13 protein-coding genes are annotated in these 17177 nt (G+C 67.8%); 8 read left to right on the top strand and 5 right to left on the bottom strand.

Annotated features, from left to right (window positions below; genetic code table 11):
* Window positions 1-4: 4 nt before the first annotated feature.
* Entirely contained in the window at window positions 5-1222 is a 1218-nt protein-coding gene (gene icmH, locus NP80_RS09785) for a type IVB secretion system protein IcmH/DotU (protein WP_035946564.1), read from the top strand.
* A gap of 394 nt (window positions 1223-1616) precedes the next feature.
* Here icmH and NP80_RS09780 read toward each other — a convergent pair whose 3' ends face one another.
* Together NP80_RS09780 and NP80_RS09775 are read right to left on the bottom strand one after the other, a co-directional pair.
* Window positions 1617-2015, bottom strand: a complete 399-nt coding sequence (locus NP80_RS09780) for a DUF3331 domain-containing protein (RefSeq protein WP_006409845.1) — start codon at window positions 2013-2015, stop codon at window positions 1617-1619.
* A gap of 43 nt (window positions 2016-2058) precedes the next feature.
* Complete coding sequence (locus tag NP80_RS09775) at window positions 2059-3351, bottom strand: NAD(P)/FAD-dependent oxidoreductase (protein ID WP_006409847.1); 1293 nt, start codon at window positions 3349-3351, stop codon at window positions 2059-2061.
* A 148-nt stretch (window positions 3352-3499) separates the two neighbouring features.
* Here NP80_RS09775 and NP80_RS09770 point away from each other — a divergent pair, with 148 nt between their 5' ends.
* The gene (locus tag NP80_RS09770; RefSeq protein WP_006409835.1) at window positions 3500-4153 is read left to right on the top strand and encodes a TetR/AcrR family transcriptional regulator; all 654 of its coding nucleotides are present in this window, start codon (window positions 3500-3502) and stop codon (window positions 4151-4153) included.
* 24 nt (window positions 4154-4177) lie between these two features.
* Here NP80_RS09770 and NP80_RS09765 read toward each other — a convergent pair whose 3' ends face one another.
* Window positions 4178-5089, bottom strand: a complete 912-nt coding sequence (locus NP80_RS09765; RefSeq protein ID WP_006409842.1) for a LysR family transcriptional regulator — start codon at window positions 5087-5089, stop codon at window positions 4178-4180.
* 108 nt (window positions 5090-5197) lie between these two features.
* Between NP80_RS09765 and NP80_RS09760 the strand changes: the two genes are divergently transcribed.
* Window positions 5198-5959, top strand: coding sequence for an SDR family NAD(P)-dependent oxidoreductase (locus NP80_RS09760; protein WP_035946568.1), 762 nt, complete (start codon window positions 5198-5200; stop codon window positions 5957-5959).
* A gap of 39 nt (window positions 5960-5998) precedes the next feature.
* Here the strand turns inward: NP80_RS09760 and soxR are convergent, their stop codons facing one another.
* Window positions 5999-6478, bottom strand: coding sequence for a redox-sensitive transcriptional activator SoxR (soxR, locus tag NP80_RS09755; RefSeq protein ID WP_006396726.1), 480 nt, complete (start codon window positions 6476-6478; stop codon window positions 5999-6001).
* 79 nt (window positions 6479-6557) lie between these two features.
* Here soxR and NP80_RS09750 point away from each other — a divergent pair, with 79 nt between their 5' ends.
* From NP80_RS09750 to NP80_RS09735, 4 genes are all read left to right on the top strand, one after another.
* Window positions 6558-7760 (top strand): efflux RND transporter periplasmic adaptor subunit, encoded by a 1203-nt coding sequence (locus NP80_RS09750; RefSeq protein WP_006409853.1) that lies wholly within the window; start codon window positions 6558-6560, stop codon window positions 7758-7760.
* Window positions 7761-7773: 13 nt separating this feature from the next.
* The gene (locus tag NP80_RS09745; protein ID WP_006409851.1) at window positions 7774-10947 is read left to right on the top strand and encodes an efflux RND transporter permease subunit; all 3174 of its coding nucleotides are present in this window, start codon (window positions 7774-7776) and stop codon (window positions 10945-10947) included.
* Entirely contained in the window at window positions 10944-12419 is a 1476-nt protein-coding gene (locus tag NP80_RS09740; RefSeq protein WP_006409848.1) for an efflux transporter outer membrane subunit, read from the top strand. The genes NP80_RS09745 and NP80_RS09740 overlap by 4 nt, the downstream gene beginning before the upstream one ends.
* A 320-nt stretch (window positions 12420-12739) precedes the next feature.
* Complete coding sequence (locus NP80_RS09735; RefSeq protein ID WP_226823139.1) at window positions 12740-14257, top strand: purine-cytosine permease family protein; 1518 nt, start codon at window positions 12740-12742, stop codon at window positions 14255-14257.
* Between the two features lie 53 nt (window positions 14258-14310).
* Here the strand turns inward: NP80_RS09735 and NP80_RS09730 are convergent, their stop codons facing one another.
* Window positions 14311-15228, bottom strand: a complete 918-nt coding sequence (locus NP80_RS09730; protein ID WP_035947627.1) for a LysR family transcriptional regulator — start codon at window positions 15226-15228, stop codon at window positions 14311-14313.
* Window positions 15229-15498: 270 nt separating this feature from the next.
* On the opposite strand from NP80_RS09730, the gene NP80_RS09725 reads away from it, so the two are divergent.
* Window positions 15499-16944, top strand: a complete 1446-nt coding sequence (locus NP80_RS09725; protein ID WP_006411112.1) for a citrate-proton symporter — start codon at window positions 15499-15501, stop codon at window positions 16942-16944.
* Window positions 16945-17177 lie beyond the last annotated feature (233 nt).

Genomic DNA, 17177 nt, shown 5'->3' with positions numbered 1-17177 from the left:
CAAGATGAGTCTGATCACAGCCGATCCGCAAAGCCAGGGCGGGAGCCTGGCGTTGCCGTCCGTCGCGACGAGGCTCAAGCGGGCGGAGCAGTCGGTCAACCCGCTGCTCGAAGCGGCGCGCGTCCTGTTGAGCGCGTTGGCGGATACGCCCGATGTGCTCGATGCCGATTCGGTAGCCCGGCGGCGACGGTGGCTCGAGCATGAACTCCGGCTATTTGCGCGGCTCGGCGCTGAACTCGGGCTCCCGCCGGAGCATATCGGGAGCGCGAGCTATTGCCTGTGTTCGGCGCTCGACGAGTCTGCGATGCAGACGCGTTGGGGCAAAGGAGAGGCAACCGGCGTCGCATGGGAAGTCGATGGGCTCGCCGCGGCGATGGGTCACGATCGTCAAGGCGGCGACCGCGTTTTCGAGCTGATCGACGAGGCGTTATGCAGCCCGCGCGAGAACCTTGATCTGATCGAGCTGTACCAGAACATCCTCGATCTCGGCTTTCGCGGGCGTTATCGATTCGAGCGCGACGGACAGCAACGCTTGAAGCGCGTTCGCGAGCGCGTGCACGACGTGGTCGTGACGGGCGGGGTGGGCGCGAATTTCGCAAGGGAGCCGCTTCGACAATGGCGGCGGACGGTCGACCCTTGGGTGCGTCCATTGGCGATGCGGCGATCGTCGCGCGTCGGGGCTGTCGTCGCCATAACCGCGGCGTTGCTGCTCGGAGCCGCCGGATATGCCGCTGTGGACCGTTGGGTCGTCTCGAGAGAGGCGCAACGCCTGTCGCCGTTCGATGCGCTGGCTCGCAATCTGGAACGGCGGCTCCGTGACGAAGTCGCAGCAGGGAATGTCGAACTGATCCGGGATCCCGCACACCATGTGTTGACGCTCCGCTTTGCCGGCATGTTCGTACCGGGCGCGGTAACGGTGGCCCCTTGGGGTGCTTCCGTCGTGGCGTCGGCTGGGCGGGAAATTGCCTCGATCGCTGAAGGTGCGGTCGTCCGGGTAGTGGGATACGCGGACAGCGCGCCGGCCGGGTCCGCGCGTCAGATCTCCAATCAGGCAATTTCCGAAGCACGTGCTGAAGATGTCGCCCGCATTCTTGTCGCGGCCGGCGTACCGGCGCATGGCCTCCGCGTGGAAGGGCGCGGGGATGCAGACGCGTTGGCGGACAACGGTACCGAGTCGGGAAGGGCGAGGAATCGTCGCGTCGAAGTCATCGTCGCGGAATAACGCGGGAAAACGTGGCGCTGGCGATTCTCCGCGATCGATACCATATCGAATGCTATTGATCGTCGGTGTCGATGCGCTGGTCGACTCGAGCCGGGAGGCCACGAACGCGGCGGGTAGGCCGATCGCGGGCGCGGCGACCGCGAATGCGAGATGATGCCGGGAGCCGAAGCCGAAGCCGAAGCCGAAGCCGAAGCCGAAGCCGAAGCCGAAGCCGAAGCCGAAGCCGAAGCCGAAGCCGAAGCCGAAGCCGAAGCCGAAGCCGAAGCCGAAGCCGAAGCCGAAGTCGAAGCCGAAGTCGAGGCGCGCTGCGACGAACTGACCCATCGCGCGCATCGCATCACGGCCGCCCGAGCGCGGGCAATCAGGCCATCAGACCTTCAAGGCTTCACGCCATTTACGCCGCTTCGGCGGTGCGAGCCGCATCGAGGCACGTCGCCAGCACCATTGCAGCCGCATTCCCGGGCGTCGATCCAAGCAGTTGCGGTGCATAAACGCTATCGCCGATCTCGATCGGCTGCCCCGACAGCGCACAGACGCCCCGTCGCCGCGTCGTAAACAACCGCCACTTCTGATACCCGTAATGCCCGGTACACGCATCTCGCCACGAAATCATCGCGGTGTCCGGCGTCGGCCGCTCGAGTACGCTGATCGTCGGCCGGCTCGCCGGATCCCAGGGCGGCAGCCGGTCGCGCGTCACCGTGCGGCGCCGCGGCGCCTGCCAGGACGCGGGCGGCATGTCGAAGCTGCCGATCTCGGCGACGGTTCTGATCCAGGATGTTGCACTGTTGTCCATGTCTGTTTTCCTCGAAACACTACGCGATGCCGGGCGCGCGGCATCAGGACAGGCGGATGCGCGGCTGCACGCAGCCGTTGATGCGTTCGGCGATCCACAGCATCGTGGCCTTGCGGAACCCGTGCAGCGCCTGCTGGTGTCGCCGGTACAGCATCAGATGACTGAGCTGCGCGAACCGGCCGCGAATGAAGCCGCCGCGAAAGAAGCCGAACTGCCCGAGCGTGCCGAATGCGTCGTAGTCGCTCAGCGATACGAGCGCACCGAAGTCGTGGAACGCGAAAGCCGGCATCGGCTTGCCGTCGAGCCATGCCGGCAGGTGCTTCGCCAGATGTTCGGCCTGCTGCGTCGCGACCTGCGCGGTTGGCGGCAGCGGCCGCTCCTGGCCGTCGGGCAGCAGGCTCGCGCAATCGCCGATCGCGAAGATGTGCTCGTCCGCCGTTGCCTGCAGCGTCGGGCCGACGACGATCTGGTTCGCGCGATTCGTGTCGAGGCCGCCGAGCGCCTGCATGAACTCGGGCGCTTTCACGCCGGCCGCCCACACCATCAGATCCGCTTCGGCAAACGAATCGTCGCCGTAGTGGAAGCCGTTCGGCGCGGCCGACGTCACGCGTGTGGACGTCAGCACCCGGAAGCCGATCCGTTCGAGCTGTTGCTGCGCCGACGCGGAAATCTTCGGCGGAAACGCGGCGAGGATGCGCGGGCCGCTTTCGAGCAGCGTGAGCTGCAGCCGCTCGCGCACCGTTGCATCGCCGTACGCCTGCGCGACTTCGAGCAGCCGGCTCAGTTCCGCCGCGAGCTCGACGCCGGTTGCGCCCGCGCCGACGATCGCGACGCGCAGCGCTTCGTCGCGCGCCACGCTGCGAAACACCCGCATCCGCAATGCTTCGTTGAAGGCTTCGGCCTGACGCTGGCTGTCGATGAAGTAACAGTGCTCGCGCACGCCCGGTACGCCGAAGTCGTTGGCCTGGCTGCCGAGCGCGAGGATCAGCACGTCGTATTCGAGTTCGCGCGCCTCGAGCACCAGTGCGCCGTCCTGCGAACGGATCTCGCCGAGCCGCACGCGCCGACGCCTGCGGTCGAGCCCTTGAAGCTCGCCGGGCTGATACGTGTAACCGTGCTCGCACGCATGCGCGACGAAGATCACCTGCTGTTGCTGCACGTCGCGCGTGCCGGCCGCGATCGTGTGCAGCATCGGCTTCCACACGTGGGTCGGGCTGCGGTCGACGACGGTGACCTGCGCGCGGCCGGACTTGCCGAGCCGCTCGCCCAGACGCGTGGCGAGCTGCAATCCGGCGATCCCGCCGCCGACGATCACGATGCGAGTAGGGGTTGTCATGAATAAATCATCACGTGATGAATAATGTATGATCCTAGCGCTTTCCGGCTCCGGGTGTCAACGGAGTGGAGCGGGCGCCCGTTTTTCTGATCGCATGAAACGGGGGCTGAACACCGGCGATCGAACCACTCGACAGGAGCGGCAACACGTGGTTGAAGTTACTGAGCGCGCGTCATCGAAGCGGCGCACGCGCGGGCGGCCGTCGGCGGGCCAGACCGTCGGGCCGGATGTGATCTTGCGCAGTGCGCGCCGCACGTTCGCGAAGCGCGGCTACGACGCGACGAGCGTGCGCGAAGTCGCACGCGAACTTGGCGTCGACGCGGCGCTGATCGCCCATCATTTCGGCTCGAAGGAAACGCTTTGGCTGGCCGTCGTCGAACAGATCGTCGAACTGGCCGAACCGATGTTCGATGCGCTGCGCGCACTGCGCACGTCGTCGCTGCCGCATCGCGAGCGCGTGCGGCGTGCGATCGAGCTATGCGTCGATCACGAGTTCGACGAGCCCGACATGGGCATGTTTTTTTCAACGGCGGCGACCGAAGAGGGCGCGCGGCTCGACCGGCTGCAGGAGCGGCTGGTGCGCCCGTATCACGACGCGATGGTGCCGTTGCTCGACGAGGCGATGCAGGCCGGCGCGATCCGCCGGACCGATCCGAACGTGCTGTTCTTCATGGTCGCAAGCGCGATCGGCATGACCGTTTCGTACAGCCACATGATGCTCGAGTACACGGCGCTGCCGACGCGTCAGGCCGAGTTCAAACGGACCGTGCTCGAAGTCGCGCTGAATCTGCTCGGCGATTGAGCGTCACGCGCGCCACGCGCGCGCTCACGTCGCCGCGATAAGCCCCAGCTCGCGCACCGCGTGCCGCGCCGTGTCGCGCAAGGCATCGACGAGCGGCGACGACGTGCGATAGGCGAGCGCCAGTTCGTACGGGAGCGGGCAGCCGGCGCCCTTCAATTCGCAAAACGTAATGCCGGGCGGCTGCACCGGCACGAACAGGCGCGGCATCAGCGCAACACCGATACCGCCGGCGACGAGCCCGGCCGTCGTCTGCATCTGACGCGGCTGCTGCACGACGCGCGGCGTGAAGCCGGCCTGCGCGCACGCGCTGACGATCCGCGCATGCATGCCTGGGCCGTGATGCGCGGCAAACAGCACCCACGGTTCATCCGCCAGTTCCGCGAGCGCGATGCGCCGGCGGCGCGCCAGCCGGTGTCCATCTGGCAGCGCGGCGACCATGCGGTCGCGCAAGAGCGGCTCGATCTGAATGTCGCCGGCATCCGGCACGGGCAACACGACAAGCCCGGCATCGGTGCGGTCCTGACGCAGCGCCAGCACCTGCTCGGCGGTCGTGTCTTCCTCGAGCTGGAAATCGACGTGCGGATGCCGCTCCTGGAACGCGCGCAGAATCGGGGGCAGCAGTGCATTGACGGTGCTGTCGACGAACCGCAACCGCAGCGTGCCGCCGAGGCCCGCACCGGCACGGCGGGCTGCGATCATCGCGCGCTCGGCCTGCTCCAGCGCGCGCCGCGCTTCGAGCAGGAACGCGTCGCCGGCCGGCGTGAGCGCCGTGCCGCGATTGTCGCGGGCGAGGAGCATGACGCCGAGTTCGTCCTCGAGTTTGCGGATCGCTGCGCTGAGCGGCGGCTGTGCCATGTGCAGGCGCTCGGCGGCGCGCCGGAAGCTGAGCGTCTCGGCGACGGCGATGAATTGCCGGAACTGGCGCAGATCGATCATGCGATACCTTCCATGTATCAGTTGATCATCGAATTCGTATTTTATCTATCGCGCGGCGTCGGCCAGACTTCCGGTGTCATTCATTATCGACGTTCGGGAGGGCAGGTCATGACAGGTATTGAACCGCAGCGCACGGCGCTGGTGACGGGCGGGTCGAGCGGGATCGGTTTCGCGATCGCGAGGCGCTTGATCGACGACGGTTATCGCGTCGCGATCGTGGCGCGCGACGCGCAGCGGCTGGCAGCGTCGGTCGCGCAACTCGGCGACGCGGCACTCGGGCACGCGGCGGACCTCAGCGTGCGGCGCGACGCGGAAGCGGCCGTCGCCGCAATCGTCGCGCGCTGGCCGCGCATCGACGTGCTGGTCAACAACGCGGGCCTGACGCGGCGAGTCAGCGCCGATACGCCGCCCGACGATGCCGAGGCGGCATGGGATGCGGTAATCGAAGCGAACCTGAAGAGCGCGTTCGTCACGACGCTGGCCGTGCTGCCGCATCTGGCCGCGCACGACGCGCGCATCGTCAACGTCGGCTCGATCGCTGCGCGCGCGGGCAGCCTGCTGCCGGGCGGCCTCGCGTACGCGGCGGCGAAGGCGGGCGTCGAAGGGTTCACCGTCGCGCTCGCGCGCGAACTGGGGCCGCGCGGCGTCACGGTCAATACGGTCGCGCCGGGCTATATCGCGGATACGCGCTTTTTCGGCGACGGCGGCGTCGCGTCGGACATCGCAGCGACCATCCGTGAGCAGACGCCGGTCGGCCGCGCCGGGCATCCTGCCGATATCGCGGATGCGGTCGCCTGGCTCGCGAGCCCGCGCGCGGCGTTCGTCACGGGCGCGACGATCGCGGTGAACGGCGGCTGGCGGGTGGGGTGACATGCCGGCCGGCGCCTGCCGTGATCCGCATCACGCACTTCATTCCGGATCGGCCGGCGGCGGATCGCCGAGCCAGCGCCGCGCGCCGGGCCCGTTGCGGCCCGCGCGGTCCTCGGGATTGGTCAGCTTGCAGCGCTTCAGCGACAGGCAGCCGCAGCCGATGCATTCGTCGAGATTGATGTAAAGCCGCTGCAATTCTTCGATGCGGCTTGCGACGCGCTGCTTCCAGCCGCGCGACAGCCGCTGCCAGTCCTTGTTCGTCGGCGCGGTATCTTCCGGCAGGCTCACGAGCTGCTCGGCGATTTCGTCGAGCGTATAGCCGATCTTCTGCGCGAACACGATGAATGCGATCAGCCGCAGCACGGCGCGCGAATAGTGACGGTGGCTCGACCCGTTCCGGTGCGACTTGATGAGTCCGCGCGCTTCATAGAAGCGCAGCGTCGAAGCCGGCACGCCGCTGCGCGCGGCGACTTCGCGGATCGACATCAGCGGCCATTGCGGGACTTCCTGGATACCCATGATGCCCTCCGGGAAAGCTTGACTTGAAGTTAACTTGAACTTTTAAGCTACGCGGCAGTTTAACCCGTCGCGAGGCAACATGCTCTCCCTCTCTTTCCGCAGGACCTCGCCGTTGAGCGCGGCCTGTGTCCTGCTGCTGGCGCTGTCCGGCTGTCACGACGGCCAGGGCGGCGCCCCGAGCGCGCCGTTGCCCGAGGTCGGGGTTGCGACCGTCGTGCCGCGTACCGTGAGGATCGCGGATGAATTCAACGGCCGCGTCGAAGCCGTCGATGCGGTCGAATTGCGGCCGCGCGTGAGCGGCTATCTGCAACGGATCCGATACAAGGAAGGCGATCTCGTCGCGCAGGGCGCGGTGCTGTTCGAGATCGATCCGCGTCCTTACCGGATCGCGCTCGATCGCGCGATCGCGCAGCAGCAGCGCGCGCGTGCCGCCGAGCACCTCGCGCGCGTGCAGCTGCAGCGTGTGCAGACGCTGATCGACGCGCATGCGACGTCGCAGGAAGAACTCGACAATGCGCGTACGGCGGCCGAGCAGGCGCGCGCCGATTTGCAGGCGGCCGATGCGGCCGTCGCCGACGCGAAGCTGAACCTCGGCTTCACCGAAGTGCGCGCACCGATCTCGGGCCGCGTCGGCCGTGCGCTCGCGACGGCCGGCAATCTCGCGCGTGCGGACGACACGCTGCTCACGACCGTCGTATCGCAGGATCCCGTCTACGTGTACTTCGACTGCGACGAACAGAGCTATCTGCGCTACAACGCACAGCGCGCGGATCCGGCGCATCGTGCGATCGGCGCCGATCCCGTGCGTGTCGGCCTCGCGAACGAAATGGGCTTCCCGCACGCGGGCACGGTCGACTTCCTCGACAACCGGCTCGACCCGCAAACCGGCACGATCCGCGCTCGCGTGCGGCTGCCGAATGCAGACCACACCTTCACGCCGGGGCTGTACGCACGCGTGCAGCTCGTCAGCGGGCGCGAGCGGAGCGCACTGCTCGTCGACGACAAGGCCGTGCTGACCGATCAGGACCGCAAGTACGTCTACGTGATCGGCCCCGGCGACAAGGCGCTGCGCCGCGACGTGACGATCGGCCGCGATCTCGATGGCCAGCGGATCGTCGAGAAGGGGCTGAACGCCGGCGATCGCGTGGTCGTCGACGGCGTGCAGCGCATCTACTATCCGGGCGCGCAGGTCAAGCCGAAGCCGCAACCGGCGCGCGCCGATGCGGAACCGGGCGGCGGCGCGCAGGCCGTCGCCGATGCCGGCGGGCCGGCCGCGCAATAACGGGAGGCATGCGATGGATTTCTCCCGTTTCTTCATCGACCGCCCGATCTTCGCGGTCGTGCTGTCGATCGTGATCTTCGCGCTCGGTCTGATCGCGATCCCGATGCTGCCGGCCGGCGAGTATCCGGAAGTCGTGCCGCCGAGCGTCGTGGTGCGCGCGACCTATCCGGGCGCGAACCCGAAGGAGATCGCCGAATCGGTGGCCGAGCCGCTCGAGGAAGCGATCAACGGCGTCGAAGGGATCATGTACATGAAGTCGGTTGCCGGGTCGGACGGCAGCCTGCAGGTCGTCGTCACGTTCCTGCCGGGCGTCGATCCCGACACGGCGGCCGTGCGCGTGCAGAACCGCGTGAGCCAGGCGCTTTCGCGTCTGCCCGACGAGGTGCGACAGTACGGCGTGACCACGCAGAAGCAGTCGCCGACGCCGCTGATGTACGTGAGCCTCTATTCGCCGGACAACAGCCGCGATTCGCTGTATCTGCGCAACTATCTGACGCTGCACGTGAAGGACGAGCTGTCGCGGCTCACCGGTATCGGCGACGTCGGCGTGTACGGCTCCGGCGATTACGCGATGCGGCTCTGGCTCGATCCGAACCGCCTCGCCTCGCGCGGGCTGACTGCGAGCGACGTGATCGCGGCCGTGCGCGAGCAGAACGTGCAGGTGTCGGCCGGCCAGCTCGGTGCGGAGCCGACGCCGAAGGCGCACGATTTCCTCGTGTCGATCAACGTGCGCGGCCGTCTGCGCACCGAGCAGGAGTTCGGCGACATCGTGCTGCGCACGGGCGACGACGGGCAGGTCGTGAAGCTGTCCGACGTCGCGCGCATCGAGCTCGGCGCCGGCGACTACACGCTGCGCTCGTATTTCAACGACAAGCATTCGGCGGTGGTCGGCATCTTCCTGTCGCCGGGCGCCAACGCGCTCGACGTCGCGAAGGCTGTGTATGCGAAGCTCGACGAGCTGTCGAAGCGCTTCCCGCCCGGCGTCGCATACCGGCCCGTGTGGGATCCGACCGTGTTCGTGCGCGAATCGATCCGCGCGGTGCAGCACACGCTGATCGAGGCGGTCGTGCTCGTCGTGTTCGTCGTGATCCTGTTTCTGCAGACCTGGCGTGCGTCGATCATTCCGCTCGTCGCGGTGCCGGTGTCGGTGGTCGGCACGTTCGCGTGGCTCTATCTGCTCGGCTATTCGATCAACACGCTGACGCTGTTCGGGCTCGTGCTTGCGATCGGGATCGTCGTCGACGATGCGATCGTCGTCGTCGAGAACGTCGAGCGCAACATCGCGCAGGGGCTGACGCCGCGCGACGCCGCGCATCAGGCGATGCGCGAGGTCTCCGGGCCGATCGTCGCGATCGCGCTCGTGCTGTGCGCGGTATTCGTGCCGATGGCGTTCCTGTCGGGCGTGACCGGCCAGTTCTACAAGCAGTTCGCCGTGACGATCGCGATTTCGACCGTGATATCGGCGATCAACTCGCTGACGCTGTCGCCGGCGCTCGCGGCGAAGCTGCTGCATCCGCACGGCGCGCCGACGGATGCGTTGACGCGCGCGCTCGACCGCGGCTTCGGCTGGCTGTTTCGTCCGTTCAACCGCTTCTTCGAGCGCAGTTCCGATCGCTATCACGGCGTCGTCGCTCGCGCGCTGAAGCGGCGCGGCGCGGTGTTCGCCGTCTACGCGGCGCTGCTTGCGGCGACCGCACTGCTGCTGCACGCGGTGCCGGGCGGCTTTATCCCCGTGCAGGACAAGCTGTACCTGTTCGCGGGCGCGAAGCTGCCGGAGGGCGCATCGCTCGCACGCACGAGCGCGATCACCGAGCAGATGACGAAGCTCGCGTTGCAGACCGACGGCGTCGAGGTGGTGCCGGCATTTGCCGGGCTCAACGCGCTGCAGGGTGTCAACACGCCGAACGTCACGAACGCGTACGTGATCCTGAAGCCGTTCGATCAGCGGCGCCGCAGCGCCGCGCAGATCAATGCGGAGCTGAACGCGCGGTTCGCGACGATCGGCGGCGGCATCACGTATGCGCTGATGCCGCCGCCGATTCAGGGGCTCGGCAACGGGTCCGGCTATGCGCTGTATCTTGAAGATCGCGCGGGGCTCGGCTACGGCGCATTGCAAAACGCGCTCGTCGCGTTCCAGGCCGCGGTCGCGAAGACGCCGGGGATGACCTATCCGGTCAGCTCATACCAGGCAAACATTCCGCAACTCGAAGTGAAGGTCGACCGGCTGAAGGCGAAGGCGCAGGGCGTCGCGCTGACCGATCTGTTCAGCACGCTGCAGGTCTATCTCGGCTCGATGTACGTGAACGACTTCAACGCGTTCGGCCGCGTGTATCGCGTGATGGCGCAGGCCGATGCCGGCCACCGGCAGACGGCCGCCGACATCGCGAACCTGCGCACGCGCAACGCGAAGGGCGAGATGGTGCCGATCGGCTCGATGGTGACGGTCGTGCCCGCGTACGGGCCGGACCCGGTCGTACGCTACAACGGCTATCCCGCCGCCGACCTGATCGGCGACACCGATCCGAAGACGATGTCGTCGTCGCAGGCGATCGCGAAGCTCGAACAGATCGCGAAGGACGTGCTGCCGCCGGGCATCACGCTCGAATGGACCGACCTCAGCTATCAGCAGGTCACGCAGAGCAATGCAGCGATCGTCGTGTTTCCGCTCGCGGTGATGCTCGTGTTCCTCGTGCTCGCGTCGCTGTACGAGAGCTGGACGCTGCCGCTCGCGGTGATCCTGATCGTGCCCGTTTGTATGTGCGCGGCGCTGTTCGGCGTGTGGCTGTCCGGCGGCGACAACAACGTATTCGTGCAGGTCGGTCTCGTCGTGCTGATGGGACTTGCGTGCAAGAACGCGATCCTGATCGTCGAATTCGCGCGCGAGCTCGAGATCCAGGGCAAGCGCACGATCGACGCGGCGCTCGAAGCGTGCCGGCTGCGTCTGCGTCCCATCGTGATGACCTCGGTTGCATTCATCGCCGGTTCGGTGCCGCTGCTGATCGGCAGCGGTGCCGGCAGCGAGGTGCGCGCGGCCACCGGCGTGACCGTGTTCGCGGGGATGCTCGGCGTCACGCTGTTCGGGCTGTTCCTGACGCCGGTGTTCTACGTGACGATCCGCAAGCTCGCCGGCGGTACGCCGACCGTGTGGCACGAACAGCACGGCACGCTGGAAGGAGAGAACCGATGAGCGCCGCATTCCGATTTTCAGCGCTCGCGCTGGCCGCGATGCTGTCGGCGTGTGCGGTCGGCCCGGACTTTGTACGGCCCGATACGGTCACGGCCGCACGCTTCGCGCGCGACGCGCATCCGGCGACGCAGGACGGCTCGCCGCCCGATGCGTCGGCCGATGCCGACGCCGCATTCTGGCGCGGCTTCGGCGATCCGGCGCTGAGTGCGCTGATCGATGCCGCGTTTGCCGCGAATCAGGATCTGGCACTGGCGGTGTCGCGCTACGACGCATCGACCGCGCTGCTGTCGCAGGCGCGCGTCGATCGCTATCCGACGGTCACCGCGAGCGGCCGGATCGGCCATCAGCTGACGAGCAAGGATCAGGCGTTCGGCGCGCCGCGCAGCGAGCGCGACACGCCGATTTCGAGCGTCGGCATCAACGCCGGCTGGGAGCTCGATCTGTTCGGCCGCGTGCGCCGTTCGATCGAATCGCAGCGCGCCGAAACGACCGCGAGCGCGGCCGACGTGCGGGCCGTGCGGGTCGCGATCGCGGCCGAGGTCGCGGCCACGTACGTGGACTTGCGCGGCTCGCAGGAGCGGCTGCGGATCGCGCGTGACAACGCCGCGAACCAGCAGCAGACGCTCGCGCTCATCAATGCGCGCGTCGCCGCGGGCCGCGGCTCCGACCTCGATGCGGCGCGCGCACGCGCGCAGTACGAGGCGACGACCTCGCGGATCGCCGTCTATGAAGCGGCAATCGGCGTCGACGAGCATCGGCTCGCGGTGCTGACCGGACAGCGGCCCGATGCGCTGGTCGGTCGATTCGACGCGCCGGCCGGCGCGCCGTTGCCGACGCTTGCCGCCGACGTCGATCCCGGCACGCCGGGCGACCTGCTGCGCCGGCGTCCCGACGTCGCGGCGGCAGAGGCGCGACTGCACGCGGCGACCGCACGGATCGGCGTCGCGACGGCCGATCTGTTTCCGCGCTTCACGCTGTCGGGCCTGCTCGGCAGCGCGACGAGCAACTACGGATTTTTCCGTGCGGGCAGCGACACGAACCTGATCGCACTCGGCATCGACTGGTCGTTTCTGGACGTCGGCCGCGTGCGCGCGCGCATCGCCGCAAGCGACGCCGAAGCGGCGGGACAGCTCGCGCAATACCGGCAAACCGTGCTCGGCGCGCTCGAGGAGACCGAGAACGCGCTGCTGCGCGTTGCGCGCACGCGCGACGAGACCGCGCATCTGACGCGCGCGGCCGCCGACAGCGCGCGCGCCGCGCAGCTCGCGCAGACGCGGTTTTCTGCCGGTGCGATCGACTACTACGAAGTGCTCGATGCACAGCGCACGCTGCTGCAGGCGCAGGATGCGGCGGCCGACGGCCGGATGCGCAGCGCCGCGTCGACGGTCGCGCTGTACAAGGCACTCGCCGGCGGATGGCCGCCTTCGGCCGGGGCGCGCGAACCGGCGCAGCGGGCCGACGCGCGGCCTTAGCGGTCGTTGCGGCGGGTGCGCTGGTCGCGGTCGCCGGGTCGCCAGGTGGCCAGGTCGTCGTAGCGGGCGCGCCGCGTGCGGACGACCGGCTCGCGCCCGCCGCCGCAGCGAACGCTCGCCCGCCATCCGGCGCGATATCCCGAGCGCGTCGTGCCGCGTGCGCGCCCGCCGGGAAAACATTGTTCTCCTTCGTCGTAAACGTCTCAAATGCGCAATATTTGCGCGTACCGATCTGGTTTAGAGTGGCCGCGAATCGATGACGATGCGTCGTGCGGCCGCAGCAGCGGACCGTACCGATGCACCAGAGGAGTAGGAGACAAATGGCTGAAGGCAGGATTACGCAAGTCGAGTCGTTCGGTTTCGAGCGCATCCCCGACGCGTCGCGCTACGCGCGGCCGATCGATCTGTTCCGGCTGCTGTTCGGCGGCTGCAATACGTTTTCCACGTCGGTGCTCGGCAGCTTTCCGGTGCTCGTCGGGCTGTCGTTCAAGGCCGGCGTTTGCGCGATCGTGCTCGGCGTGCTCGCCGGCACCTGCATCCTCGCGCCGATGAGCCTGTTCGGGCCGCGCAACGGCACGAGCGACCCGGTATCGTCCGGCGCGCATTTCGGCATCCACGGCCGGATCGTCGGCTCGTTTCTCGCGCTGCTCACGTCGATCGCGTTTTTCTCGCTCGCCGTGTGGAGTTCCGGCGATGCGCTCGTCGGCGGCGCGCACGACATGGTCGGCGTGCCGGTCAACGGCTTCACGCTCGGCGCCGCGTACATGGTGTTCGCCGTGCTCGTGCTGATCGTCTGCATCTACGGATTTCGTTTCATGCTGTGGGTCAACAAGATCGCGGTGTGGGCGGCAAGCATGCTGTTCGTCGCCGGGCTGTTCGCTTTTGCCGGGCTGTTCGACGTGAACTATGCCGGTACGCTGCACGACGGCAGCGCGGGTTTCTGGGCCGCGTTCGTCGGTGCGGTGCTCGTTGCGCTCAGCAATCCGGTGTCGTTCGCGTCGACGCTCGGCGACTGGGCGCGCTACATTCCGCAGCACACGCCGAAGCGTCGCGTGATGGGCGCCGTGTTCGCCGCGCAGATCGCGACGTTCGTGCCGTTCTTTTTCGGCCTCGCGACCGCGACGATCATCGCATCGAAGGCGCCTGCGTTCATCGCGTCGAACGACTATGTCGGCGGCCTGCTTGCGATCTCGCCGCGCTGGTTTCTGCTGCCGATGTGCCTCATCGCGATCATCGGCGGGATGTCGACCGGCACGACGGCGCTGTACGGCACCGGGCTCGACGTGTCGAGCATGTTCCCGCGCTTGCTGACGCGCGTGCGCGCGACGCTGCTGATCGGCACGATCGCGATCGCGTTCATCTTCATCGGCCGCTTCTGGTTCAATCTCGTCGAAAGCGTGTCGACGTTCTCGACGCTGATCTGCACGTTCAGCTGTCCGTGGATGGCGATCATGGTGATCGGCTACGTGACGCGACGCGGCTACTACCTCGCGGACGACCTGCAGGTGTTCAACCGCGGTTTGCGCGGCGGGCATTACTGGTTCGCGCACGGGTGGAATCTGCGCGCGATGGGCGCATGGCTGCCGGCCGCGTTCGTCGGTCTCGCATGCGTGAACCTGCCGGGCCAGTTCGTGGGGCCGCTCGGTCGTCTGGCCGGCGGGCTCGACCTGAGTGTGCCGGTGTCGTTCGTGGTCGGTGCCGCGCTGTATATCTTGCTGCTGACACTGTATCCGGAGCCGGACGGCGTATACGGGCCGCAAGGGCGCCGCTTCGTGCGCGGGGGAACGGCGTCCGCGCGCAGCGGCGGCGCGCCGGCGATTCAGCCGAAGGGGTACTGAGCGTCGCGTTTCGCTACGCTGCGTCGCGTTCGCCAATGATGCCGCCGCGCGCGTCAGCCCCGATTCGACGCCTTGACCGTCAGCCTGCAGACCGTCGCGAGCGCGAGCAGGTTCGGGTCGCGTTCGCGACGATGGAGGAAACTCAGGCCGATCGTCTGGCGGATCGTGTGCCCGGCGATCGGCACGAGCGTGATCTTGTGCGCGAACAGGTCGCGCACGCGGCCCGGCAGCAGCGAATAGCCGACGCCGCCCGACACGAGGTTGATCAGCGAGAAGATGTCGCCCACCCGCATCGCGATGTTCGGCGTAATGCTGGCGGCGCGGAACGCTTCCGTGAAGCCCTGATGCGTCGCAAAGCCGTCGCCGAGCGATACGAACGGCTCGTCGCGGCAAGCGCCGAGATCGATCGCATCGCAGCGCGCATACGGCGAATCGACCGGCGCGGCAAAGAACATCTCGTCCTCGAACAGGGCGATCGATTCGATTTCCGCGTCGGGCTCGGGCAGTGCCATCAGCGTCGCGTCGATTGCGCCTTGCCTGAGCTTGTCGAGCAGGTCCGCGTTCGAGCCGAGCACGAGCTCGGCTTGCAGCTGCGGACGGCGCTCCTTCAGCGCGATCACGACTTCGGGCACGGTGCGGATCGTGAGCGAATAGAGCGAGCCGATCTTCAACTGACCCGCGCCGTAGCCGGCCGCCTCGCGCGTCGCGCGAATCCCGTCGGTCATCGTCTTGATCACTTCGTCGGCGACTTCGGCCAGCACCTGTGCGGCTTCGGTCGGGAGCAGGTTGCGGCCTTCATGACGGAATAGCGCGCAATGCATGCCTTCTTCGAGCGTATGCAGCGCACGGTGCACGCTCACCGTGCTGACGCCCAGCGCTTCGGCCGCTTTCGCGAGACTGCCGGCTTCCATGAACGCGAGTAGCACCTCGAGCTTGCGGAAGGTGATCTCTTCGTTGATGCGATTGCGCATGGTCGGACGGCGGAAGCAGGTCGATCGAAAATTCTGCCCGAGAACCGCGGTCGTCACAATGCGCGAAAAGCCGGGCGAACGGCGCGCAAGTGGGCCGTTCGCGCGAGAGCGGGACGGCGGCCGCGTGAACGCGATCGCGGCTACTTCGTTCGCGGCCGGTGCCGACATTTAATCTGCGGCTAATGCTTCGCCATCCGGCTTAATTGATGCGCATTTGCTGCGTGCCTATCATCGGTTCACGTCGGACCTATACCGGCAGAGGGCGGCTGGATGCGGGCGTGTGTCGCGCCGCGCGGGCCGGCGTACACCAAACAGGCAGGCCGCACGCGTCGTGCCGGCGGCATGGCGCGACGCATCGCGCGGCGCGGCCTCATGAGACTGCAGGAGATACGCATGCGCGCTGATTCAGGTCGGAGCACGCGACATCGGCAAGTGGTTGCCGCTGTCATCGGCAATACCCTCGAGTGGTACGACTTCATCGTTTACGGGTTCTTCTCCGCCATCATCGCGAGACTGTTCTTTCCGGCCGACAGCCAGTACGCATCGCTGCTGATGTCGCTCGCGACGTTCGGCGTCGGCTTCTTCATGCGTCCGGTGGGCGGCATCCTGCTCGGGCTCTATGCGGACCGCAAGGGCCGCAAGGCGGCGATGCAGCTGATCATCCTGCTGATGACGCTGTCGATCGCGATGATCACGTTCGCGCCGACGTATGCGGCGATCGGCCCTGCCGCGCCGATCCTGATCGTGATCGCGCGGCTGCTGCAGGGCTTCGCGACCGGCGGCGAATACGCGAGCGCGACGTCGTTCCTCGTCGAAAGTGCGCCCGCGCACCGGCGCGGCCTGTACGGATCGTGGCAGCTGATCGGCCAGTGTCTCGCGGTATTCTCGGGCGCGGCGATCGGCGCGTGGGCGACGCAGTCGCTGTCGGCCGGTGCGCTCGACAGCTGGGGCTGGCGCGTGCCGTTCGCGCTCGGGCTGCTGATCGGGCCGGTCGGCCTGTGGATCCGCCGCCACATGGAAGAGACCGATGCGTTCGTCCAAGCCAGCAAGTCGCCGGCCGAGCCGCCCGCCAGCGTGGCGCGCGTGCTGCGCGACAATCTGCGCGGCGTGCTGGTGTCGATGGGGCAGACGATCACGGGCACGGCCGTGTTCTACGTGATGCTCGTCAATATGCCGACGTTCGTGAACCGGACCTTCGGGCTGCCGCTCGACGAGGTGTTCCAGGCGCAGATGGCGGCGGTCGCGCTGCTGACGCTGACGATCCCGGTGGCGGCGATGGTGTCCGACCGTATCGGCCGCCGGCCGGTGCTGCTCGCCGGCATGCTGGCGCTGCTGACGGTCACCTATCCGCTGTTCTCGTGGCTGGCCGCCGCGCCGAGCATCGGCCGGCTGCTCGTGATGCAGCTGGTGATCTGCACGATCATCGGCGTGACCTACGGTCCCGCGCCGACGGCGCTCGCCGAGCAGTTCACGACGCGCATGCGTTCGACCGGTATTGCGCTCGCGTACAACATCGCGGTGATGATCTTCGGCGGCTTCGCGCCGTTCATCGTTACATGGCTGACGCGCGCGAGCGGCTCGCCCGTCGCGCCTGCCTGGTACGTACTGTTCGCGGCGTCGTTCGGGCTGGCCGCGAGCGTGTTCATGCGCGACGGCGCACCGTGCGTGCTCGCGCGGCGGCAGTTTCGCCGTGAGCCGGTGACCAGCGCCGAGTAAAGCGGCTTGGCGCCCGCGCCGGGCGGCTGGCCGCGCGGTCATGGCCTCGGCGCGGGCCGCAGGGCGACTATCGGTATCGGACCGTTCGATGGCTAGCATCGCAGGTGCAGTCTACTGGGGCCGCCGGCCGATCGTGACGCTGGCGATTATTCGGACGCGGTTCGGACCACTGGTATGTCCCGGCTCGACTGCACATTGCTCGGCATCTGTCTGCTCGCCATCGCGATGGCGGC

This window comes from Burkholderia multivorans ATCC BAA-247, from assembly GCF_000959525.1.
Lineage (GTDB): Bacteria > Pseudomonadota > Gammaproteobacteria > Burkholderiales > Burkholderiaceae > Burkholderia > Burkholderia multivorans.
The sequence above is the reverse complement of the archived record's forward strand: the minus strand, read 5'-3'. Positions and strand labels throughout refer to the sequence as shown.